The organism is Micromonospora sp. CCTCC AA 2012012 (genome assembly GCF_040499845.1).
GTDB lineage: Bacteria > Actinomycetota > Actinomycetes > Mycobacteriales > Micromonosporaceae > Micromonospora > Micromonospora mangrovi.
In genome coordinates, this window is the sequence record NZ_CP159342.1 from 301,756 (window position 1) to 323,060 (window position 21,305).

A 21,305-nucleotide genomic window follows, 5' to 3' on the forward strand; every position below is an offset into this window, starting at 1 on the left:
GCGCCCGTACGGTCCGTCGCCGTGGCCACGGGTACCGGTCGTGCCGCCCCGACGGGTCCGGGCGGCTCGGGACTGCCGGCGGTGGCGTGCTGCCGCTATCGTCTCGATCACCGTGCCGGCACCACCGTCGGCCGGCGGAGGGTGGGAGGCAGCCGGGTGCTGGAGGATCTGTTCAGCGGGGCGTGGCAGAGCATCGTGTTCGGGGTCGTCGGGGTGGCCCTGATGGCCGGCGGGTTCCTGCTGGTCGACCTGCTCACCCCGGGCAGGCTGCGGGAGCTGATCTGGGTGCACCGCAACGGCAACGCCGCCCTGCTGCTCGCCGCCAACCAGCTCGGCGTCGCCGGCATCGTCTTCACCGCGATCCTGACCAGCTACCACGACTTCGGCAAGGGGCTCGCCTCCACGGTGATCTTCGGGCTGGTCGGCCTGCTGGTGATGGCGCTGGCGTTCTTCGTGCTGGACCTGCTCACCCCGGGTCGACTCGGCGAGGTCATCTGCGCGGACGAGCCGCACCCGGCGGCCCGGGTCAGCGCCGCCACCCACTTCGGGGCCGCGCTGATCGTCTGCGCCTGCATCGCCTGACCGGTGTCGTACCCCCGGTCTAGCTTGCGGGGGTGAACCGGACGGACCGTCTCTACGCCCTGGTCGAAGAGCTGCGGGCGGTGGCGCCGCGCCCGCGCAGCGCCACCTGGCTGGCCCGGCGCTTCGAGGTGAGCAGCCGGACCATCGAGCGTGACATCGGCGCGTTGCAGGCCTCCGGCGTGCCGATCTGGGCGGAGCCGGGCCGCACCGGCGGTTACGTGGTCGACCGGGCGCGCACCCTGCCGCCGGTCAACCTGACGCCGGGCGAGGCGGTGGCGATGGCGCTGGGCCTGCACGGGCTCGCCGGCACGCCCTTCGCGTCGGCCGCCGGCGCCGCGCTGCGCAAGCTGGTCGCGGTGATGCCGGCCGCCGACGTGGCCGAGGCGCACCGGCTGGCCGGCCGGGTGCACCTGATCGGCGACGGGCCGGCCACGCCCGTCCCGGCCGCCGTCGCCGACGCGGTCGCCGCGCGGCGCGTGCTCCGCCTGGCGTACGCGGACCGCACCGGCGCGGTCTCGTCGCGGGACGTGGAGCCGCTGGGCTATCTCGGCAATCCCCGCCACTGGTACCTGGTGGGCTGGTGTCGGCTCCGCGGCGAGCTGCGTTGCTTCCGCACCGACCGGATCGCCTCGGTGCGTCCGCTCTCCGAGGTGGTCACCCGCGAGCTGGACGCGACCGACCTGGACATCCCGAACGCCCGGATCCGCGCGCTGAGCCTCGTCTGAGTTCGCCCGGAAACACCGACAGGACGCTGTCGTGGAGGTGCCCGAGGCTGACTCCTGACGACGCCGGCCACCCCGGCCGGCGGCACGACGAGGAGGCAGCATGTCCCGCACGCCCATCACCTGGTTCGAGATCGCCTCGGACCGCCCGGACGAGGCGCAGCGCTTCTACGCCGACCTGTTCGGCTGGACGTTCGAGGAGCAGGGCGAGCCGGGTGCGTCGTACCGACAGACGGAAGCCGGTGGGGAGCAGGGGATCCACGGCGCGATCCGGGCGACGAACGGCGAGCACCCGAACTACGCGATCTTCTATGCCGAGGTGACCGACGTGGCGGAGACCTGCCGGCGGGCCGAGGCGGCCGGCGGCAAAATCCTGGTGCCGCTGCACACGGCGGCGAGCGGGCTCACCTTCGCGCACCTGATGGACCCGTCCGGCAATCACCTCGGCGTCTTCGCGCCGCCCGCCGCGGCCTGACCGCGCCGTCGGCCCTCGGGCGCGTTCGTGGTCTCCCGACGACGAGCGCGCCCGACCCGTGGTTCCATGCCCCGTAAGGCATTTCCGCAGGTGCAACCTCTTTCACTGCGGGGCACCTGGGAGATTGTCGTCTGTCGATGGTGAACCGCTGGTTTCCAGGGATTGAAGCTGGTAGCTTCCTGGCACCACACCCCGCAACTTCTTGCAACGCCTTCATCCTTGTGCGTCCGTCGCGCGGGCGCGGGTGTCAGGAGAGCCACCATGAGGCGTACCACGACCAGCATCCGACGCCGGTGGGGCGCCCTCGCGCTCGTCGCCGGCCTGACCGCCGGCCTGTTGCCGCTCACCGCGGCGGCGGCGGCCAACACGGTCACCGTCTACTACCGACCGCCGACCGCCTGGGGCGGCTCGGTCAACATCCACTACGGCGTCGACGGCGCGGCCTGGACGCCCGTACCGGGCGTCGCCATGGACGCCGCCTGCACCGGCTGGCGGCGGCGCACCATCGACCTCGGCGCGGCCACCGGCCTCCAGGTCGTCTTCACCAACGGCAGCGGCGTCTGGGACAACAACAACGGCGCGAACTACCGCCTCGGCACCGGCCCGGTGACCGTCGCCGCCGGGAAGATCGGCACCGGCGACCCGTGCGCCACCGCCACCCCGACACCCACGGCCAGCCCGGCACCGACCGTGAGCCCGTCGGGCAGCACTGCCGAGGTGTTCTACCACCTCACCCCGCGCGGCTGGAGCGCCGCGAACCTGCACTACCGGCCCACCGGCGGCGCCTGGACCGCCGTGCCGGGCGTCGCCATGACGGTCGCCTGCGCGGGCTGGGCCCGCAAGGTCGTCGACCTCGGCGCCGCCACCGGGCTGACCGCCGCGTTCAACGACAACGCCGGTGCCTGGGACAACAACAACGGCACCGACTACACCCTCGGCACCGGACGGAGCACCGTCGACGGCGGCCGGGTCACCGCCAACGCCGCCGACCCGTGCACGCCGGTCAGCCCCGACACCACGCCGCCGGCCACGCCGGGCGGGCTGACCGCCCGCGCCGACGGGCTCGCCGTCACGCTGACCTGGTCGGCCGCCACCGACGACCGGGGCGTCACCGGGTACGAGCTGACCCGTACCGGGGGGACCGGCGGGAGCACCACCGTCACCAGCACCACCACCTCGTACGTGGCGTACGACCTCGCGCCGGCCACGGCGTACACCTGGACGGTGCGGGCGCTCGACGCGGCCGGCAACCGGTCGGCGGCGAGTGCGTCCGCGTCCGCGACCACCGGGACCGCCCCGGCCGGCGGGGCTCCGCTCGGCAGTGACCCGCGCGAGGACAGCATCTACTTCGTCATGACGGCGCGCTTCGCCGACGGCGACAGCGGCAACAACCGGGGCGGCAGCCAGCACGTCAGGTCGGGCAACGCGGCCAACAACGACCCGATGTTCCGGGGCGACTTCAAGGGGCTGGTCGACAAGCTCGACTACATCAAGGGACTCGGCTTCTCGGCCATCTGGATCACCCCGGTGGTGCTGAACCGCTCCGACTACGACTACCACGGCTACCACGGCTGGGACTTCTACCGGGTCGACCCGCGGCTGGAGAGCCCCGGCGCGTCCTACCAGGACCTGATCAACGCGGCGCACGCCAAGGGCATCAAGATCTTCCAGGACGTGGTCTACAACCACAGCTCCCGCTGGGGCGCCAAGGGACTCTTCGTCCCCACCGTCCACGGCACCCGCGACGACCAGTGGAAGTGGTACTACGACCAGCCGCAGGCGGGCCGGGAGTACGACCCGATGGTCGAGGCCACCGGCACCGACCCGACGCTCACCCCGGCGCAGAACGCGCTCGCCAAGGGTCGCCCCTACAGCGGCGACCTGTGGTCCTCGACCGCCCCCACCGGCAACCAGTGCCTCAACTGGGGAACCCCGACCGGCGCGCGCAGCGCCGAGGGCTACACCCTCTACCACTGCCAGTGGCCCACCCCGACCAGCCGGCTCTTCCCCGCCGACCTCTACCACCAGTGCTGGATCGGCAACTGGGAGGGCGAGGACGCGCGCAGCTGCTGGCTGCACGAGGACCTGGCCGACTTCAACACCGAGAACCCGACCGTCCAGCAGTACCTGATCAACGCGTACAACCGGTACATCGACATGGGGGTGGACGGCTTCCGGATCGACACGGCGGTGCACATCCCCCGGGTCACCTGGAACCGCCGCTTCCTGCCCGCCATCCAGCAGCACGCCGTGAGCCGGTTCGGCGAGAAGGGCCGGGACTTCTACGTCTTCGGCGAGGTGGCCGCGTTCGTCAACGACAAGTGGAACCGCGGCTCGGTCAACCACTCCGCGCAGTTCTTCACCTGGAAGGAGCGCAAGGAGTACAGCCCGGACGACGTCAAGGCCGCCATCGAGCAGTACGACTACGAGTCTCTGCTCGGCCCGAACGGCCAGCCGACCACCGACAACGCGTTCCTGCGCGGCAACGACTACCACGCCCCGGACCACACGAAGTTCTCCGGCATGAACGTCATCGACATGCGGATGCACATGAACTTCGGCGACGCCACCAACGCCTTCCTCAACGGGAAGGACTCCGACGACAGCTACAACGACGCCACCTACAACGTCGTCTACGTCGACAGCCACGACTACGGCCCGAACAAGTCCGCCACCCGGTACGCGGGCGGCACCGACGCCTGGGCCGAGAACATGAGCCTGATGTGGACGTTCCGGGGCGTCCCGACGCTCTACTACGGCTCGGAGATCGAGTTCCAGGCCGGGGCGCGGATCGACTGCGGACCGACCTGTCCGCTCGCTACCACCGGCCGGGCCTACTACGGCGACCACCTGGCCGGCAGCGTCACCGCCACCGACTTCGGCGTGGTCGGCTCGGCCACCGGGGCGGTCGCCACCACGCTGAGCCAGCCGCTGGTCAGGCACGTGCAGCGGCTCAACCGGATCCGCCGGGCCGTACCCGCCCTGCAGAAGGGGCAGTACTCGACCGAGGGGGTCAGCGGGAACACGCTGGCGTACAAGCGGCGCTTCACCCAGGGCGCGGTGGACAGCTTCGCGCTGGTCACCGTAACCGGCAGCGCCACCTTCAGCGGGATACCGAACGGCACGTACACCGACGCGGTCACCGGTGACGTGAAGACCGTCACCGACGGCACCGTGACGGCCACCGTCAGCGGCAAGGGCAACCTGCGGGTCTACGTGCTCAGCCTGCCCGGCAACCCGGCCCCCGGAAAGATCGGCGCGGACGGGCCGTACCTGCGCTGAGCCGGCGTCCGTCCCGGCAACGCCGCCGGGACGGACGCCCTGCGGCGCCGTCGTCACCCGACGGGGCGGCAGGAGTACGCGGGCCGGCGGCTCAGTTGCCGGGCATGCCGGCCGGGCCGCCGTGGTGGCCGCGCCCGCCGGGACCCGGGAAGACGCCCGCCTCGACGGCCTTGGTGATCGCGTCGGCCTGCTCCTGGGTGAGCTTGCCGTCCTTCACCGCCTGGGCCAGCCGGTCCTTCAGGGCGGCCTGCCGGTCCTCGGCGGAGGGGCGCTCCGGCCGGTCGGCCTGGTGCTGCTCGCGGATCTTGTCCAGGGCGGCGGTCACCTTGTCGGTGGGGACGCCCAGCTCCTTGGCGAGCGCCGCGGCGAACTCGGCCTGCCGGTCGGCCCGCTGCTGCTGCCGGTCGGCGCCCTGGTCGCTGCCGGCGCTCGGGGTCGGGGTGGCGCTGTCCGTGGCGAACGCCACCGTGGGCGCGGCGATCCCGACGCCCAGGACCCCGGCGGCGGCCAGGCCGGCCAGCAGGTGCTTCTTCGACATCGTGCGGGACATCAGTCCTCCGGTTGGTCGGTGGTGGTGCGCTGACGTCACCGACTGTGACCGGCCCGGCTGGGGGCAACCCGTGGTGACCCTGTGCGCGAGCTGGCAATACCGGACCGGTGGTCGGGCAGGAGTCAGCGGACCGCCGGGGAGACCGTCAGGGTGCCCGCGTCCGCGTCGAGCACGGCCGACGTGCCGACCGGGACGGTGAGCTGGCCGGGGCCGTGGCCGATCGGGAGGCCGCCGAGGACCGGTACGCCGAGGTCGGCCAGGCGCTCGGTGAGCACGTCGGTGACGCCTGTGTCCCAGCCGTCCGCGCACTCGGTGAACTGACCCACCGCCACCCCGGCCACCCCGTCCAGCGCGCCGGCCCGCCGCAGGTGGGTGAGCATCCGGTCCACCTTGTACGGCGGCTCCTGCACCTCCTCGACCAGCAGCACCGCCCCGGTCAGGTCCGGCATGTCCGGCGTGCCGAGCGACGCGGTGATCAGGCACAGGTTGCCGCCGAGCAGCCGCCCCTGCGCGCGACCCGGCACCCGGACCGCGTACGTCTCCTCCTCGGCGACGGCGGCCACCGTCACCGGCTCGGTGGTCATCAGCGCGGCGTGCATCGACTCCGCCGAACTCAACGGCAGACGTTCGTCCCGCCAGGCGGCCCCCGGGCCGTGCACGCCGGCCAGCCGGGCACCCCGCCAGAGCGCGAACTGCAGGGCGGTGATGTCGGAGAAACCGGCCAGCACCTTCGGGTCCCGCCGGACGGCGGCCATGTCGATCAGGTCCACCACCCGCTGCGCGCCGTAGCCGCCCCGGGTGCAGATCACCCCGCGGATCGTCGGGTCGGCGAAGGCGGCGTTCAGGTCGGCCGCGCGCAGCGCGTCGTCGCCGGCCAGATAACCCCGCCGGGCGTACGCGTTCGGGGCGAGCACCGGGCGCAGCCCCCAGCCGGTGAGCAGCTCCACGCCCCGCGCCACCCGCTCCGGGCTGGTCGGTCCGGACGGGGAGACCAGCATCACCCGGTCACCGGGACGCAGGACGGGCGGGCGCAGGCAGTCGTCGGTGGGCACAGCGGGAGCCTAGTGCGCGCCAGGGTGGAGCCGTTCCGGGCGTTCGGCCGCGTACCCGATAGCCTCGACGTCGTGGCGACCGCGCTGGTGATCGAGAACGACCCGACCGACGACCTCCGCCGGCTGGGGGAGTGGCTGACCGAGGGGGGCCTCGACCTGCGGGTCGTCCGCCCGCACGCGGGCGAGGAGCTCCCCGCCGACCTGGCGGGCTTCGCCGCGCTCGTGGTGCTCGGCGGTGAACAGCAGGCGTACCCGCTGCCCGACGGCACCCCCGGCGCGCCCTGGTTCCCCGCGCTGGAGGGGCTGCTGCGCAAGGCCGTCCGGCACCGGCTGCCCACCCTCGCCGTCTGCCTCGGCGCCCAACTGCTCGCCACCGCGCACGCCGGCGAGGTCACGCGCAGCACGTCCGGGCCCGAGGTCGGCCCCGGCGTGGTCGGCAAGCGGGACGCCGCCGATACCGACCCGCTCTTCCGGTACGTGCCGCTCATCCCGGACGTGCTCCAGTGGCACTCCGACGAGATCACCGCGCTGCCCCGGGGCGCCACCCTGCTCGCCGCCTCCACCCGCTATCCGCACCAGGCGTACCGCCTCGGTGACCGGGCCTGGGGCCTCCAGTTCCACATCGAGTGCGACACCGCGATGATCGCGGACTGGGCCCGCGACTCCGACCTGCTGGCCGAGCTGGGCTACGACGAGGAGCTGGTGGTGGCCGCCTGTGACCGGGTGATGGCCGACGTCGAGGAGGTCTGGCAGCCGTTCGCCGTCCGGTTCGCCGCGCTCGCCCTCGGCGAGCTGGACGACGCCCCCCGGCGCAGCCTCCCCCTGCTCGGGCAGTGAGATGACCCGCTCCACCCGGGGCCGCCTCGCCCGGTACGGCTTCGCCGAGGGCGACGGCGGGACGCGCGCCGCCGACCTGCTCGGCCCCGACGGGCTCCGGCTGTGGCGGCCGGAGACCCAGGAACCCACCGACGAGCGGGCCACCGAGCTGCTGGCCGCCCTCTCCCGCGCGGCCGACCCGGACCTGGCGCTGCGCCAGCTGCACCGTCTCGTGGAGGCCGAACGGCACGCCACCGCCGGTCGTGACGCCACCGCGGCCGACACCCCGTCCCCGCTGCTCGACGCGGTGCACGACGACCCGGGGCTGCGCCGCCGGCTGGTCGCCGTGCTCGGGGCCTCCTCGGCCCTCGGTGACCACCTGGTGGCCAACCCCGGTCAGTGGCCGGTGCTGGCGACCGCCCCGGACGGGCTCGCCCCGACCGCCGACGGTCGGCTGGACCTGGTCGCCGCCGGTCGCCACACCGCGTCCACCCAGCCGGTCGCGGTGCTCCGGCAGGCGTACCGGCTGGCGCTGCTGCGGATCGCGGCGGCCGACCTGACCGGCGGGCGGGGGCTGGAACAGACCATGGCGGCGCTCTCCGCGCTCGCCGACGCCACCCTGGAGGCCGCGTACGGGATCGCCGTCCGGGAGCTGCCGGAGGGGACCGCCCCGCCCCGGCTCGCCGTGGTGGCGATGGGCAAGTGCGGTGGGGACGAGCTGAACTACGTCTCCGACGTGGACGTCATCTTCGTCGCCGCCGAGGACGACGACCTGGCCGCCGCCACCCTGGTCGCCACCCGGCTGATCCACGTCTGCGGGCTGGTCGCCTGGCCGGTGGACGCGGCGCTGCGCCCGGAGGGCAGCCGGGGGCCGCTGGTGCGTACCCTCGCCAGCCACCTCGCCTACTACCGGCGCTGGGCCCGGACCTGGGAGTTCCAGGCCCTGCTCAAGGCCCGGCCGGCGGCCGGCGACCTGGCGCTGGCCCGGGAGTGGATCGACCAGCTCGCGCCGCTGGTCTGGTCGGCCGCTGAGCGGCCGGAGGCGGTCGAGGACGTCCGGGCCATGCGCCGGCGGATCATCGACAACGTCCCGCCGAAGGAGCTGGAACGCGAGATCAAGCGCGGGCCGGGCGGGCTGCGCGACATCGAGTTCGCCGTCCAGCTGCTGCAACTGGTGCACGGTCGGGTCGACGAGTCGCTGCGGGTGCCCGGCACCATCCCCGCGCTGCGCGCCCTCGTCGCCGGCGGCTACGTCGGCCGCGCCGACGGCGAGGCGCTGCTGCGCGGCTACCGCTTCCTGCGCGGCGTCGAGCACCGGCTGCAACTGCAGGGACTGCGCCGCACCCACACCGTGCCGACCGAGCCGGCCGCGCTGCGCTGGCTGGCCGCCGCGCTGGGCTACGCGGCCACCCCGGGCCGCAGCGCCGTCGAGGAGTTCCGCGCCGAGTGGGTCACCCACGCCACCGAGGTACGCCGGCTGCACGCCAAGCTGCTCTACCGGCCGTTGCTGGAGTCCGTGGCCCGGGTGCCCGCCGACGGGCTGCGGCTCACCCCGGAGGCGGCCCGACGCCGGCTGGAGATCCTCGGTTTCGCCGACCCGGCCGGGGCGCTGCGCCACCTCCAGGCGCTCACCGGCGGGGTCAGCCGCACCGCGGCCATCCAGCGCACGCTGCTGCCGGTGCTGCTCAGCGAGTTCGCCGACGCCCCCGAACCCGACCGGGGGCTGCTCAACTACCGGCAGGTGTCCGACAAGCTCGGCAGCACCCCCTGGTATCTGCGGCTGCTGCGCGACGAGGGGCCGGTGGCCCGCCGGCTGGCCCGGGTGCTCTCCTCCTCCCGGTACGTCCCGGACCTGCTGGCCCGGGAGCCCGAGGCGTTGCGGATGCTCGCCGAGGACAGCGAGCTGACCCCCCGGCCCCGGGAGGTGCTCTGCGAGGGCTTCTCCGCCGCCGCGGCCCGGCACGCCGACCCGGAACAGGCCACCCGGGCGGTCCGCGCCCTGCGCCGCCGGGAACTGCTCCGGCTGGCCTGCGCCGACGTGCTCAGCCGAGCCGGCGCGCTCGCCCCGCTCACCCCGCGTCCCGAGCGCCGGCCGGTCCTCGCCGACGTCCACGCGGTCGGCACCGCCCTCTCCGACGTCACCGACGCCACCCTGGCCGCGGCGCTGCGAACCGCCCGGGCCGCCCAACCGGGACCGCCCGGCCTGCGCTTCGCGGTGATCGGCATGGGCCGGCTCGGCGGCTACGAGTCGAACTACCTCTCCGACGCCGACGTGCTCTTCGTCTACGACCGCCCGGCCGGGACGAACGAGGGCGCGGCCAGCGCCGCCGCGCACGCCGTCGCCGAGGAGCTGCGCCGGCTGCTCGGGGTGCCCGCCCCCGACCCGCCGCTCGGCGTCGACGCCGACCTGCGCCCCGAGGGACGGCAGGGCCCACTGGTCCGCAGCCTCGCCGCGTACGCCCAGTACTACGCCCGCTGGTCCAAGGTGTGGGAGGCGCAGGCGCTGCTGCGCGCCCGGTTCGTCTGCGGCGACGCCGACCTGGGCGCCGAGTTCGAGACGATGGTCGACCCGGTCCGCTACCCGGCGGACGGGCTGACCCGCGAGCAGGTGGTGGAGATCCGCCGGATCAAGGCGCGGGTGGAGACCGAGCGGCTGCCGCGCGGCGCCGACCCGGCCACCCACACGAAGCTCGGTCGGGGCGGGCTGTCCGACGTCGAGTGGGCGGTGCAGCTGCTCCAGCTGCGGCACGCCGGCCGGCTCCCGGCGCTGCGTGGCACCCGTACCCTCGACGCGCTCGCCGCCGCCCGGGACGCCGGGCTGGTCGACCCGGAGGACGCCGCCGAGATGGCCGCCGGGTGGACCCTGGCGGCGCAGGTCCGCAACGCGCTGATGCTGATCCGGGGCCGGTCGGGCGACCAGCTGCCCCGGCACGGCGTGGAGCTGGCCGGCGTGGTCCGGCTGCTCGGCCGCGAGGACCCGGGCGAGTTCCTCGACGAGTACCTCCGCACCACCCGCCGCTCCCGCGCCGCCATGGAACGCGTCCTCGACACCCCGTGACGTCCGCCCGCACTCGGCCGCCGGTTGCCCCGGTTTCGCCCGGTCGGTCGCGTTGGCCGGGGGCAGGGCGGCGATGCGCGCTACGAACTTGATGGCAAGGATGGGTCACACGCTCGCGCGGTGATCCGAGAGAGGAACCTTGCCGGGCAAGTGCCTCCAGGCTCGCCCGCTGCGATCCGGTGCGTGATTCATCTTTGTCATCAAGTTCGTAGCGACGACGGAACGGTCTCGGCCGCCGCCGGCCCGGCGCAAGCGGTCCCGGCCTCGGCTCAGTCGCCCAGGGTGTAGGTGCCGGGGCGGGGGACGGTCACCGTGGTCCACGCGCCGTCGGCGGCGAGCGTCGCCCCGCCGGTCACCGGGAGCCAGCGGTCGTGCCGGACCCGGACCGGCACCTGGCCGGCAGCGGCCGTCCGGAAGGTGACCGACGCGCCGTCCTGACGGACCAGCACGCCCGGGGCACCCACCAGCGGCGTCGGGTCGGCGACCGCGTACAACCGCCAGTGCCGGTCGGACCAGACCTCGCTCAGGTACGGCAGACCGGCCCGGACCAGGTTCGCCTCGTCGCGGCCCACCCAGGACAGCTCGGCGTCGGGGACGGCCACGTACTGCACCGCGTTGTCGGCGAGCCAGGACCGGTAGCTGGCCGGGGTCAGCGCGACGCCGGTGCCGGTGGCCCCGGGGACCGTGGTGAAGAAGAGCGGGTTGCGGTCGATGTCCGCCTGGCGCAACCAGCCCCGGGCCAGCGGCACCTCGCCCATCCGGGCCGCCTCCCAGTAGTTCCGCGTCGGCGGCACCTCCACCCGGCCGGTCAGCCCTCGCCGGGCCAGTTCGGCGCGGAGCGGAGCGAAGTACGCCGGGTCGCTGGTCGGGTCGCTGCCGCTGCCCAGGTCGGCCGCCACCACCGGGGGCTGCCACCAACACACCACGCCCAGCAGCACCGCCACTGCGACCGCACCGGGGAGCCGTCCGTCGGCCCGGCGGGGCAGCCGGCGGTCGGCCCACCGGGGCAGCCGGGCGGTGGCGGCCAGCACGGGCAGGGCGAACATCACCACCAGACGGGTGGCGTTCAACCCGACCGGGGTGTGCACCAGCGCCGCCGCCAGCACCCCGACCGCCGACAGCAGCGCGCCCAGCCGTACCGGCCGGCCGGCCGCCAGCGCGGCCACCAGGAGGCTGGTCAGCACGGCGTGCAGGGTGTCGGTGCGGCTGATGTTCATCCAGCCGCCCTCGCCGAAGAGCAGGCCGGTCACCGCCAGCGGCAGCGCGGCGGGCAGGCCGAGCACCAGGCCGTCGGCGTAGCGGCGGGACAGCAGCAGGGCGGCGCCGGCCAGGCCGACGAAGAGCCCGGCCACCGGGCTGGCCGCCGAGGCGAGCAGCGCCGCCGCCCCGGCCGGCGCCCAGCGCCGCCACCGGCGGCCGGCCGGCCCGTCCACCCCGGCCGGCCCGGTTGTCGGCAGGGTGAGGGCGAGCAGCGCGGCCAGGCCGAAGGCCACCCCGAGGGCGTACGTCACCCGGCCGGAGACCAGGTTGCCGGCGATGGTCAGCACCCCCACCAGGCTGCCGAGCAGCGGCCGACGCACCCTCGTCCGCACCAGCAGGGCGGCGAACGCGGCGGCCGAGGCGACCAGCGCGAGCACCCCGGTGGGGCGTACGCCGAGCAGGGCCATCAGCGGCGGGGAGACCAGGCTGTAGCCCCACGGGTGAACGCCGCCGTACCAACGCAGGTCCACCGGGGCGGCCCCGTGCGCGGCGAAGAACCCGGCGCGGGCCACCTGGGCCGACAGGTCCGAGCCCAGCGGCGGGAGCAGCAGCAGGAGCAGCCCGGCCAGGAGGGCGGACCCGGCGGCCAGCGCCACCACCCGACTGCCCCGCATGCCCACCTCCTGACCGCGACCACCGTACTGGCAGCATGTCCGGCGTGCCTCACCACCTCTCGCGATGGACCGGCCTGGCGGGTTCGGCCCTGCTCGCCCTGGCCGCCTGGCTCGGTGGCGCGCTGCCCCACGGCGACCTGCGCCCCACCCCGGTCAGCATCTGGCAGGGCCCGCACGGACCGCTGGTCGTCGGCGCCTGGCTGGTCGGCACCGGCCTGATGGCCTGGGCCTGGTGGTCGCTGCGCACCGGGCCGCCGTCGACCCGCTGGGTGCTGGTCACCGTCGCGCTCTGGCTGCTGCCGATGCTGGTCATTCCGCCCCTGGGCAGCCGGGACGTCTACGCGTACGCCTGCCAGGGCGCCAGCTGGTCCGGCGGGATCAACCCGTACGAGCAGGGTGTCTCCGCGCTGCCCTGCCCGTGGCTGGACACCATCTCCTACATCTGGCGGGACACCGCGGCGCCCTACGGACCGCTCTTCGTGGTGCTCGCCGGGGCGGTGGTGAAGCTGACCGGGTCGCTGACCGGCAGCATCGTGCTGTTCCGACTGCTGGCCGTGGCCGGCGTCGCGCTGACCGCGTGGTCCCTGCCGGTGCTGGCCCGCCGCTGCGGGGTGCCCGTCGAGCGGGCGCTCTGGCTGGCGCTGGCCTCGCCGCTGGTCGCCGTGCACCTCGTCGGCGGCGCACACAACGACGCGTTGATGGTCGGCCTGCTCACCGCCGGGCTGGCCGTGGTGGCGTCCCGCCCGGGCCGCCCCGGGCCGCTGCTGGCCGCCGGGGTGCTGCTCGGGCTGGCCGCCGCGCTCAAGGTGACCGCGCTGGTGGTGGTGCCGTTCGCGGCCCTGGCCGCGATCGTCGGGCCGTACCGGTTCCGGGCGCTGCTGCGCGACGGCTGGTGGGTGGTCGCCGCCTCGGTGGTCACCGTCGTCGGCATCACCTTCGCCGCCGGGCTGGACTTCGGCTGGGTCACCGGTCTGGAGCAGGGCAACCTGGTCATCGCCTGGACCTCACCGCCCACCGCGGTCGGCCAGACCGTCGGGTACGTGGCGGCGCTCTTCGGCGCGCACGTCGACGCGCTGCCGGTGACCCGGGCGATCGGCGTACTCGTGTTGGCGGTGCTGCTGATCTGGCTCTGGTGGCGGGCCCGGCACCGGGAACCGCTCTGGCACGCCGGCCTGGCGCTGGCCGCCACGGTGGCCCTGGCCCCGCTCTTCCACCCCTGGTACTGGACCTGGCCGCTGGCGGTGCTCGCCGCGACCGCCCGACGGACCGGCTGGTTCAGCCTGGTCGCGCTGGTCTCGTCGTTCCTGGTGCTGGCGGACGGCACCGGCCTGCCCCGGTTCACCAAGATGCCCGGCGCACCCCTGATGACGCTGTTGGTGATCGTGGTGGCCGTCCGGTTGGTACGGTCGGCCCGAGCGGCCCGCGAGCCGTCTCCCGCCGACTGAGGAGAGGTGCCGGTGACCGGTCCCGGCGCGGTGCCCGCCGTCCGGGCCCGGTCCGTCCGGTACGCCGGACTGCTCGGTGCCGGCCTGCTCGCCGTGGCCGGCTGGCAGGGCGGGGCGTTGCCCGACGCCACCGGCACCACCCCGGTCGACATCTGGCGGGGGCCGTACGGGCCGCTGGTCATCGGCTGCTGGCTGCTCGGCACGAGTCTGCTGGTGGGTGCCTGGTGGGCGCTGCGGCACGGCGCCCCGTCGACCCGCTGGGCCCACCGGACCGCCGGGCTCTGGCTGCTACCGCTGCTGGCCGCGCCGCCGCTGGGCAGCCGCGACGTCTACTCGTACGCCTGCCAGGGCTGGACCTGGGCGCAGGGTGCCGATCCCTACCGGGTGGGGGTCGCCGCGGCCGGGTGTCCCTGGACGGACGCCGTGTCGCCGATCTGGCGGGACACCCCGGCGCCGTACGGGCCGTTCTTCGTGCTGCTGGCCGGGGCGGCCGTGCTGCTCGGCGGCGGCCTGGTCGGGACGCTCGTGCTGCTGCGGGTGCTCGCGGTGGCCGGGGTGCTGCTCGCCGCGCTCAGCGTGCCGGGGCTGGCCCGGGCGGCCGGGGTGCCGGCCCGGCGGGCGGCCTGGCTGACGCTGGCCTGCCCGCTGGTCGGAGTGCACCTGGTGGCCGGCGCGCACAACGACGCGTTGCTGCTCGGCCTGCTCCTGCTCGGCCTCCTGGTGCTGGTCCGGTCGCCCGGTACGCCGCGCGCGCTGCTGCTGGCCGGGGTGCTGCTCGGCCTGGCCGTGCTGGTGAAGGCGGTCGCGGTGGTGGTGCTGCCGTTCGCGGCGCTGGTCGCCGTGCGGGGCGCGCGCCCGGTCGGCGCCCTGCTGCGCGCCGCCGGCTGGCTGGCCGGGGGAGTGCTGGTCGCGTCGCTGGTCACCACGCTGGTCACCGGCCTCGGGCCGGGCTGGGTGGGCGGGCTGACGCACAGCGGTGACTCCGCGCAGTGGACCTCCCCGCCGACCGCCGTCGGCTTCGTCGTCGACTACGCGGGCGGGCTGGTCGGCCGGCGACCGGACGCGGTGCCGGTGGCCCGCCTGGTGGCTCTCGTGCTGCTCGCGGTGTTGCTGGTGGCGCTCTGGTGGCGGACGTGGCGGGCGTCCCGCGGGTCGGCCGGTCCACGGGTAGCCCTGACCGGGGCGGGGCTCGCGCTCGCCGCCACCGTCCTGCTCGCCCCCGTCTTCCACCCCTGGTACGCCACCTGGCCCCTCGGGGTGCTCGCGGTGGCGACGGTGGCCGGGACGGTCCGGTTCGTGCTGCCCTGCGCGGTGGTCTGCTTCCTCACCCTCCCGGACGGCACCAACCTGGCCCGGTTCACCAAGGCCCCCGGGGCGCTCGCGATGACCCTGCTGCTGGTGCTGCTCGCGGTCCGGGCGGCGCGGCTGGCCCTGGCCCGCCGCGCCGCACCCGGCTGACCGCCCGCTGTACCCGACCGGTCCCGCCCCGAGCCGGGACCGGTCGGGTGCGTCAGCGGGTGGGCCGGGTCGCCGGCACGGTGGTCGACCGTCGGCGGCCGGCCGCGAGCAGTGCGCCGGTGAACCCGACCAGGCCGACCACGGTGACCAGGACCGCCGCCGCGGCGAAGGTGGACCACGTCGGGGTGGCGTACCCGTGCAGCGACGCGGCGGTGAGCACCAGCGGTCGCAGCGTGAGCAGCCCGACCGGGACGCCGAGGGCGAGCGGCACCCAGAGGCCGTTGCGGTGCCGGCGCAGCAGCGCGCCGCCGACCAGCACGCCGGCCACGAACAGCGCGGCACCGACCACCGGCATGATGCGCAGCCCGCCCCAGCGGTAGTAGCCCCACAGGTCGCCGAGCACCTGGCGACCGATCAGCAGGGCTGCCGTGACGGCGCCCAGGAGAGGCGCGTACCGGGCCGGGGTCGAGGGCCGGTCGGGCAGGCCGAGGGCCACCAGCCCGAGCGCCACCTGCGGCAGCAGCACCAGCAGCGGCGGTCGGGGCAGCCCGGTCAGCGCGCCGACCGGCACCAGGGCGACGGTGAGCGCCACCGCCGTGGCCAGCGTCGCCCGTGCCCACCGTCCCGGCCGGACCGCCAGGGCCAGGATGGCCAACAGCCAACCGACCCAGGCGAGCACACCGATGGTGGCGAAGGGGCCGAACTGCGGCACCGCCAGGTCCGCCGGCAGGGGATGACGTTCCGCCGCCGCCCATGCCCCGGCGAGCGTCGCCCCGGCGGTGAGCGCGAGGACGGCCGCGAGGCGTACCCCGGGCACCAGGTCGCCGGCCCCGGCGGCCCGCAGCCGCTGACGGAGGCCGCCGCGGGCGAGGTCGGCGGCGTCCGCGATCGAGGGCCGGCGCCGCCCCGGTCCGGCCAGGTCGAGGTACGTCCCGATGATCTCGGCGCCGCGCTCCCGCCGGTAGTCCGCCGGGTACGTCCACAGCAGCCGCCGGTAGCGGCGCTCCAGGTCGCTCATGCCGCTCCTCCCGCCAGGCGCAGGGCATTCGGCTGGGTGGCGGCGCGGCGGCGCAGCCGGGCGGTGGCCGCCTCGACGTTGCGTCGCAGCCGTTCCGTCTCGGCGGTGAGGGTGGCGGCTCCGGTGGGGGAGAGCCGGTAGTAGCGGCGCAGTCGGCCGTCCACCCTCTCCTCCCGGTCGACCTCCACCAGGGCGGCGTCGACGAGCCGGTCCAGGGCGCCGTAGAGGGTGCCGGGGCGCAGCGTCACCCGGCCGTCGGAGAGGGTGCCGACCTCGCCGATGAGGCCGTAGCCGTGCATGGGCCCGGCGGCCAGCGCGGTGAGGATCAGGTACGTGGGTTCACGTAACGGGGTGTCCATGCCCCGCAATATATCGGACGCGAAGGTATCCGGGTGCCCGTAGCAAAGCCGACGGGCCGGCCCCGCGAGTCGCGGAGCCGGCCCGGCCGGTGGACGTGCTGGTGTCGACCGCTCAGCAGTCGAAGTACATGGCGAACTCGTGCGGGGTCGGGCGCAGGCGCACCGGGTCGACCTCGTTGGCCCGCTTCCAACCCACCCAGGTGGAGATGAGGTCCGGGGTGAACACCCCGCCGTCGAGCAGGTAGTCGTGGTCGGCCTCGAGGGCGTCGAGCACCTCGGGCAGGGAGCCCGGCACCTGCTTGACGTCGCCCCACTCCTCCGGCGGCAGGTCGTACAGGTCCTTGTCGATCGGCGCCGGCGGCTCGATCTTGTTCTTGATGCCGTCCAGACCGGCCATCATCATCGCCGAGAAGGCGAGGTACGGGTTGCTGGACGGGTCCGGCACCCGGAACTCGACCCGCTTGGCCTTGGCGTTGCTGCCGGTGACCGGGATGCGGGTGCAGGCGGAGCGGTTGCGCTGCGAGTAGACCAGGTTGACCGGCGCCTCGTAGCCCGGCACCAGCCGGCGGTACGAGTTGACCGTCGGGTTGGTGAAGGCCAGCAGCGACGGCGCGTGGTGCAGCAGACCACCGATGTACCAGCGGGCGGTGTCCGACAGGCCGGCGTAGCCGGTCTCGTCGTAGAACAGCGGCTCGCCGTTGAGCCAGAGGCTCTGGTGGGTGTGCATGCCGGAGCCGTTGTCACCGAAGAGCGGCTTCGGCATGAAGGTCGCGGTCTTGCCGTTGACCCAGGCCTCGTTCTTGATCAGGTACTTGAAGAGCTGGAGCTGGTCGGCCGAGTGCAGCAGCGTGGAGAACTTGTAGTTGATCTCCGACTGGCCGGCGGTGCCCACCTCGTGGTGCGAGCGCTCCACGGTGAACCCGGCGTCCACCAGGCGACGCACCATGCTGTCGCGCAGGTCGGCGTAGTGGTCCACCGGCGGCACCGGGAAGTAGCCGCCCTTGTACGCGGTCTTGTAGCCGCGGTTGCCGCCCGGCTCCTCACGGCCCGAGTTCCAGGCGCCCTCGATCGAGTCGATGTAGTAGAACGACTGGTGGGCGGAGGTCTCGTGGCGGATCGAGTCGAAGATGTAGAACTCCGCCTCGGCGCCGAAGTACGCCGTGTCGGCGATGCCGCTCGCCGCCAGGTACGCCTCGGCCTTCTTGGCCACGTTCCGCGGGTCCCGGGAGTAGGCCTCACGGGTGAACGGGTCGTGGATGAAGAAGTTCAGCGCGAGGGTCTTCTGGGCGCGGAACGGGTCGATGAAGGCGCTCGCGACGTCCGGGAGCAGGAGCATGTCCGACTCGTGGATCGCCTGGAAGCCGCGGATCGACGAACCGTCGAACGCGAGGCCGTCGTTGAAGACGCTGTCGTCGAAGGACTCGACCGGCAGGTTGAAGTGCTGCATCACGCCGGGCAGGTCACAGAACCGTACGTCGACGAACTTCACGTCCTCGTTCTTGAGGTATCGCAGGAGTTCCTCGGGATTGGCGAACACACGTCCTCCTGGCACGTCCACGGGTGGCTAGGCTGCTGGCGACGCTATGACCGTGCGGTTGCCCGGCGGTGTCTCCTCTGTTTCCGCCGTGTTACGTCGCTCGCGGAGCGTCATCCCGGCCGCTCGGTCACCGCTGGTTCTCCGTTCGGACGATACCGGCAGTAACGAAGTCGCGCTAATTGACAGACTTCGTCCGATTTGGCGGGGAGAGCGGATCCGGACCGCTCCAGCCGGCTGGCTACCCTTGACCGCTGTGACCAACCCGCAGCACCCCGCGCCGCCCGCCACGGACCCCGCGTTCACCCCGCCGACCCTCGGTCGCCGTTTCGGGGCGCTCGTCATCGACTGGGTGCTCTGCCTGCTGGTGTCCAACTTCTTCGCCGACCCGGTCCGCGACGGCTGGGCCCCGGTGCTGGTCCTCGTCTTCGAGTACGGCTTCTTCCTCGGCCTCTTCGCCCAGACGCCCGGCATGTACATCACCCGGCTGCGCTGCGTCGCCTGGTCCGACGGCGGCCGGATCGGCGTGATCCGCGGCCTGCTGCGCGGTGCCCTGCTGGCCCTGGTCGTTCCGGCCGTGATCATGGATGAGAACCGGCGCGGCCTGCACGACCGCCTGACCGGCGCAGTCGTCACCGACGCCCGGCGCTGACCCGCCGCCGCGCTCACCGGGCCGCCGGGCCGCCCGCCAGCCGGTCGAGGTCGCGCACCCCGGCCACGACGACCGTCCGGGCGGTCCGGGTCAGACTGGCGATCGCGTCGTCCGGTGTCAGGCCGACCAGGTCGGTCAGGGAGAAGAACGCCTCGGCGCTCAGCACCGCGGCCAGGTCCTGTTTGAGCTGCGTCAGTCGGGCGCGCGCCGGATCGCCGGTCACGGGCAGCACCGGATCGAGCGCGGCGTCGATCAGCCCGAACCGGAACCCGGGCCGGGCGGAGGCGCCGCCGGGCCGGACGATCGTGGCGGCGATGACGGCGCGGACCGAACCCTGGAAGGCGTGTACCCGGCGGAGCAGGAACTCGCAGGCGAAGACCGTCCGCTCCACCGGGTCCGCCGAGGCCGCCACCGGGGCCAGCGCCTGCGCCGGTTCGGGCCAGAGGCCGGCCAGCGACTCGTTCGCCAGGGAGACCAGGTCGGGGAAGTGCCGGTAGGCGGTGGCCTCGGAGACCCCGGCTCCGGCCGCGACGGCCGGCATCGTCACCAGGGCGCCGGAACGGATCAGTTGACGGCAGGCGGCCACCAGCGCCGCCCGGGTCCGGCGCTTCTGTTCGGCCCGGCCGATCCGTTCGGCCTCGGTCCGCTCCGACTGCGCCATGGCTGCTCCGATCCGGGTGGATGCCCGCACCGCTCCGGGTCGGGAACGGGGCGGGCGAGATTTTCATGAGAGCGTACTCGCGCGAACGCCGGAAAGGGGCTATGTTCGTGAGAGCGAACTCTCGCGAAACGTCGGCCGTCGCCTCGTCGGCGGTCCACCCCCAGCCCCCTCAGGACGGAGCTCCATGACCACCCACCACGTACCCCTGCCCGGGATGGAACCGGTCGAGCTGACCGTCGACGAGTACGGCACCGGCGCGGCCCCCTTCCTGCTCCTGCACGGCGGAGCGGGCCCCCAGTCGGTGACCGGGTTCGCCGCGCTGCTCGCCGAGCGCCACCCGGCCCGGGTGCTCGTGCCGACCCACCCCGGCTTCGGCGGCACCACCCGCCCCGAGCAGCTCACCGGCGTCACCGACCTGGCCGCCCTGTACGTCGGCCTGATCGAGCAGGCCGACCTGCACGACGTCACCGTCGTCGGCAGCTCGCTCGGCGGGTGGGTCGCCGCCGAAATCGCCCTGCGCGCGTCATCCCGGGTCGGCCGGGTCGTCCTCCTCGACGCCGTCGGGATCGAGGTCCCCGGACACCCCGTGGCCGACTTCTTCGCGCTCACCATGGACGAGGTCTTCCGCCTGTCGTACCACGACCCCGCGCCGTTCCGGTTCGACCCGACCACGCTGCCGCCCGCGGCGCAGGCCGTCGCCGCCGGCAACCGGGCCGCCCTCGCCGTCTACGGCGGCCGGGCGATGACCGACCCGACCCTCGCCGGCCGCCTCGCCGACGTCTCCGTCCCGACGCTCGTGCTCTGGGGCGACAGCGACCGGATCGTCGACGTCGACTACGGGCGCGCCTACGCCGCTGCCATCCCCACCGCCCGGTTCGAGCTGCTCAGCCGGACCGGGCACCTGCCCCAGCTGGAGACCCCCGAACAGACCCTGCGCGCCCTGCTGGACGACGTCACCGCCACGGTGCCGGCCGGGTGACCGGAGCAGGCACACACGGCGGGAGCCGGCTCCGCGTGGCGGAACCGGCTCCCGGCGTACGCGAAGAGGTCAGCGACCCCGCGACTGGCGGAACGCGCCCCGCGCGGGCCGCATGTTCTTGGGGATCGCGCCCTTGGGCATCTGCGGGCGGGCGGTGAGCGCCTTGAGCCGCTTGTCGAGGGCGTTGACGTCCTTCGGGCTCAGCGTGCGCGGCATCCGCATCAGGGTCATCCGCAGCTTGCGGATCGGCAGCTCGCCCTCGCCCTGGCCGATCACGTAGTCGTGCAGCGGGGCCGAGCCGATCACCTTGGCCAGCCGCCGCTTCTCCTGGCCGAGCAGGCCCCGGACCCGCTGCGGGTTCCCCTCCGCCAGCAGGATCACGCCCGGCCGGCCGATGACCAGGTGCACCATGTCCATCTGGGTGGTGGAGCTGACCGCCGGGGTGACCCGCCAGTCGCCGCGCATGCTCTCCATGATCTGCGCCGCCGCGCCCGGCTGCCCCTCGGCGGCGTTCATCATCGCCTTGTTGGACCGCAGGTTGAGCACGATCAGCACCGCGAGCAGGGTCAACAGGATGCCGATCGGCAGCCAGATCCAGCCCCAGAGGATCACCGCGACCACGGTGAGCGCGAGCGGGATCAGCACCGCGGCCGCGGTCAGCGGCGCGAACCACCGGTCCTGCTTGGCGGTGAACTGGAACACCATCCCGATCTGCTTCAGCCGCTGGCCGAACGAGACCTTCTCCTGGGGCTTTGCCATGCCGGAGAGTCTAGTGGTCGCCGCCCGCG

18 protein-coding genes are annotated in these 21,305 nt (G+C 74.3%); 10 read left to right on the forward strand and 8 right to left on the reverse strand.

The window, feature by feature from the left end:
* Positions 1 to 156 precede the first annotated feature (156 nt).
* From ABUL08_RS01505 to ABUL08_RS01520, 4 genes are all read left to right on the forward strand, one after another.
* Positions 157 to 582, forward strand: a complete 426-nt coding sequence (locus ABUL08_RS01505; RefSeq protein WP_350933823.1) for a DUF350 domain-containing protein — start codon at positions 157 to 159, stop codon at positions 580 to 582.
* 32 nt (positions 583 to 614) lie between these two features.
* A complete protein-coding gene (locus ABUL08_RS01510) occupies positions 615 to 1,307 on the forward strand; it encodes a helix-turn-helix transcriptional regulator (RefSeq protein ID WP_350933824.1) in 693 nt (230 codons plus the stop codon).
* 100 nt (positions 1,308 to 1,407) lie between these two features.
* Entirely contained in the window at positions 1,408 to 1,779 is a 372-nt protein-coding gene (locus ABUL08_RS01515; protein WP_350933825.1) for a VOC family protein, read from the forward strand.
* Positions 1,780 to 2,040: 261 nt separating this feature from the next.
* A complete protein-coding gene (locus tag ABUL08_RS01520) occupies positions 2,041 to 5,061 on the forward strand; it encodes a carbohydrate binding domain-containing protein (protein ID WP_350933826.1) in 3,021 nt (1,006 codons plus the stop codon).
* 91 nt (positions 5,062 to 5,152) lie between these two features.
* On the opposite strand, the gene ABUL08_RS01525 is transcribed toward ABUL08_RS01520, so the two are convergent.
* On the reverse strand, positions 5,153 to 5,611 hold the full coding sequence (locus ABUL08_RS01525; protein ID WP_350933827.1) for a hypothetical protein: 459 nt from the start codon (positions 5,609 to 5,611) through the stop codon (positions 5,153 to 5,155).
* Between the two features lie 122 nt (positions 5,612 to 5,733).
* Positions 5,734 to 6,663: a S66 peptidase family protein gene (locus ABUL08_RS01530; RefSeq protein WP_350933828.1), complete on the reverse strand. Its 930-nt coding sequence runs from the start codon at positions 6,661 to 6,663 to the stop codon at positions 5,734 to 5,736.
* A 72-nt stretch (positions 6,664 to 6,735) separates the two neighbouring features.
* On the opposite strand from ABUL08_RS01530, the gene ABUL08_RS01535 reads away from it, so the two are divergent.
* Both ABUL08_RS01535 and ABUL08_RS01540 read left to right on the forward strand, forming a co-directional pair.
* The gene (locus ABUL08_RS01535; RefSeq protein WP_350933830.1) at positions 6,736 to 7,500 is read left to right on the forward strand and encodes a type 1 glutamine amidotransferase; all 765 of its coding nucleotides are present in this window, start codon (positions 6,736 to 6,738) and stop codon (positions 7,498 to 7,500) included.
* A 1-nt stretch (position 7,501) separates the two neighbouring features.
* Positions 7,502 to 10,537: a bifunctional [glutamine synthetase] adenylyltransferase/[glutamine synthetase]-adenylyl-L-tyrosine phosphorylase gene (locus ABUL08_RS01540; RefSeq protein WP_350933831.1), complete on the forward strand. Its 3,036-nt coding sequence runs from the start codon at positions 7,502 to 7,504 to the stop codon at positions 10,535 to 10,537.
* A gap of 269 nt (positions 10,538 to 10,806) precedes the next feature.
* Here the strand turns inward: ABUL08_RS01540 and ABUL08_RS01545 are convergent, their stop codons facing one another.
* Positions 10,807 to 12,411, reverse strand: a complete 1,605-nt coding sequence (locus ABUL08_RS01545; RefSeq protein ID WP_350933832.1) for a hypothetical protein — start codon at positions 12,409 to 12,411, stop codon at positions 10,807 to 10,809.
* Positions 12,412 to 12,446: 35 nt separating this feature from the next.
* Here ABUL08_RS01545 and mptB (ABUL08_RS01550) point away from each other — a divergent pair, with 35 nt between their 5' ends.
* Positions 12,447 to 13,856, forward strand: coding sequence for a polyprenol phosphomannose-dependent alpha 1,6 mannosyltransferase MptB (gene mptB, locus ABUL08_RS01550; protein ID WP_377522848.1), 1,410 nt, complete (start codon positions 12,447 to 12,449; stop codon positions 13,854 to 13,856).
* Between the two features lie 12 nt (positions 13,857 to 13,868).
* Complete coding sequence (mptB, locus tag ABUL08_RS01555; RefSeq protein ID WP_377522851.1) at positions 13,869 to 15,314, forward strand: polyprenol phosphomannose-dependent alpha 1,6 mannosyltransferase MptB; 1,446 nt, start codon at positions 13,869 to 13,871, stop codon at positions 15,312 to 15,314.
* Positions 15,315 to 15,366: 52 nt separating this feature from the next.
* On the opposite strand, the gene ABUL08_RS01560 is transcribed toward mptB (ABUL08_RS01555), so the two are convergent.
* The 3 genes from ABUL08_RS01560 to glnA form a co-directional block, all read right to left on the reverse strand.
* Positions 15,367 to 16,332, reverse strand: coding sequence for a hypothetical protein (locus ABUL08_RS01560; protein ID WP_350933836.1), 966 nt, complete (start codon positions 16,330 to 16,332; stop codon positions 15,367 to 15,369).
* Entirely contained in the window at positions 16,329 to 16,691 is a 363-nt protein-coding gene (locus ABUL08_RS01565) for a PadR family transcriptional regulator (RefSeq protein ID WP_350933837.1), read from the reverse strand. The genes ABUL08_RS01560 and ABUL08_RS01565 overlap by 4 nt, the downstream gene beginning before the upstream one ends.
* A gap of 112 nt (positions 16,692 to 16,803) precedes the next feature.
* Positions 16,804 to 18,228 (reverse strand): type I glutamate--ammonia ligase, encoded by a 1,425-nt coding sequence (gene glnA, locus ABUL08_RS01570; protein WP_350933838.1) that lies wholly within the window; start codon positions 18,226 to 18,228, stop codon positions 16,804 to 16,806.
* A gap of 253 nt (positions 18,229 to 18,481) precedes the next feature.
* Between glnA and ABUL08_RS01575 the strand changes: the two genes are divergently transcribed.
* Positions 18,482 to 18,877 carry an RDD family protein gene (locus ABUL08_RS01575; protein ID WP_350933839.1) on the forward strand — a complete coding sequence of 132 codons (396 nt, stop codon included), beginning with the start codon at positions 18,482 to 18,484 and terminating at the stop codon, positions 18,875 to 18,877.
* Between the two features lie 13 nt (positions 18,878 to 18,890).
* Here ABUL08_RS01575 and ABUL08_RS01580 read toward each other — a convergent pair whose 3' ends face one another.
* A complete protein-coding gene (locus ABUL08_RS01580; protein WP_350933840.1) occupies positions 18,891 to 19,538 on the reverse strand; it encodes a TetR/AcrR family transcriptional regulator in 648 nt (215 codons plus the stop codon).
* 184 nt (positions 19,539 to 19,722) lie between these two features.
* Here ABUL08_RS01580 and ABUL08_RS01585 point away from each other — a divergent pair, with 184 nt between their 5' ends.
* Positions 19,723 to 20,517 carry an alpha/beta fold hydrolase gene (locus tag ABUL08_RS01585; RefSeq protein WP_350933842.1) on the forward strand — a complete coding sequence of 265 codons (795 nt, stop codon included), beginning with the start codon at positions 19,723 to 19,725 and terminating at the stop codon, positions 20,515 to 20,517.
* Between the two features lie 69 nt (positions 20,518 to 20,586).
* Here ABUL08_RS01585 and ABUL08_RS01590 read toward each other — a convergent pair whose 3' ends face one another.
* On the reverse strand, positions 20,587 to 21,276 hold the full coding sequence (locus tag ABUL08_RS01590; RefSeq protein WP_242793126.1) for a DUF4191 domain-containing protein: 690 nt from the start codon (positions 21,274 to 21,276) through the stop codon (positions 20,587 to 20,589).
* Positions 21,277 to 21,305 lie beyond the last annotated feature (29 nt).

Bases quoted from the DNA above. Each gene is read 5' to 3' on its own strand.
- ABUL08_RS01520 (WP_350933826.1), top strand. From the start codon at position 2,041: ATGAGGCGTACCACGACCAGCATCCGACGCCGGTGGGGCGCCCTCGCG.
- ABUL08_RS01560 (WP_350933836.1), bottom strand. From the start codon at position 16,332: ATGAGCGACCTGGAGCGCCGCTACCGGCGGCTGCTGTGGACGTACCCG.
- ABUL08_RS01545 (WP_350933832.1), bottom strand. From the start codon at position 12,411: ATGCGGGGCAGTCGGGTGGTGGCGCTGGCCGCCGGGTCCGCCCTCCTG.
- ABUL08_RS01525 (WP_350933827.1), bottom strand. From the start codon at position 5,611: ATGTCCCGCACGATGTCGAAGAAGCACCTGCTGGCCGGCCTGGCCGCC.
- ABUL08_RS01580 (WP_350933840.1), bottom strand. From the start codon at position 19,538: ATGGCGCAGTCGGAGCGGACCGAGGCCGAACGGATCGGCCGGGCCGAA.
- mptB (WP_377522848.1), top strand. From the start codon at position 12,447: ATGTCCGGCGTGCCTCACCACCTCTCGCGATGGACCGGCCTGGCGGGT.
- ABUL08_RS01565 (WP_350933837.1), bottom strand. From the start codon at position 16,691: ATGGACACCCCGTTACGTGAACCCACGTACCTGATCCTCACCGCGCTG.
- ABUL08_RS01590 (WP_242793126.1), bottom strand. From the start codon at position 21,276: ATGGCAAAGCCCCAGGAGAAGGTCTCGTTCGGCCAGCGGCTGAAGCAG.
- ABUL08_RS01585 (WP_350933842.1), top strand. From the start codon at position 19,723: ATGACCACCCACCACGTACCCCTGCCCGGGATGGAACCGGTCGAGCTG.
- ABUL08_RS01515 (WP_350933825.1), top strand. From the start codon at position 1,408: ATGTCCCGCACGCCCATCACCTGGTTCGAGATCGCCTCGGACCGCCCG.
- ABUL08_RS01540 (WP_350933831.1), top strand. From the start codon at position 7,502: ATGACCCGCTCCACCCGGGGCCGCCTCGCCCGGTACGGCTTCGCCGAG.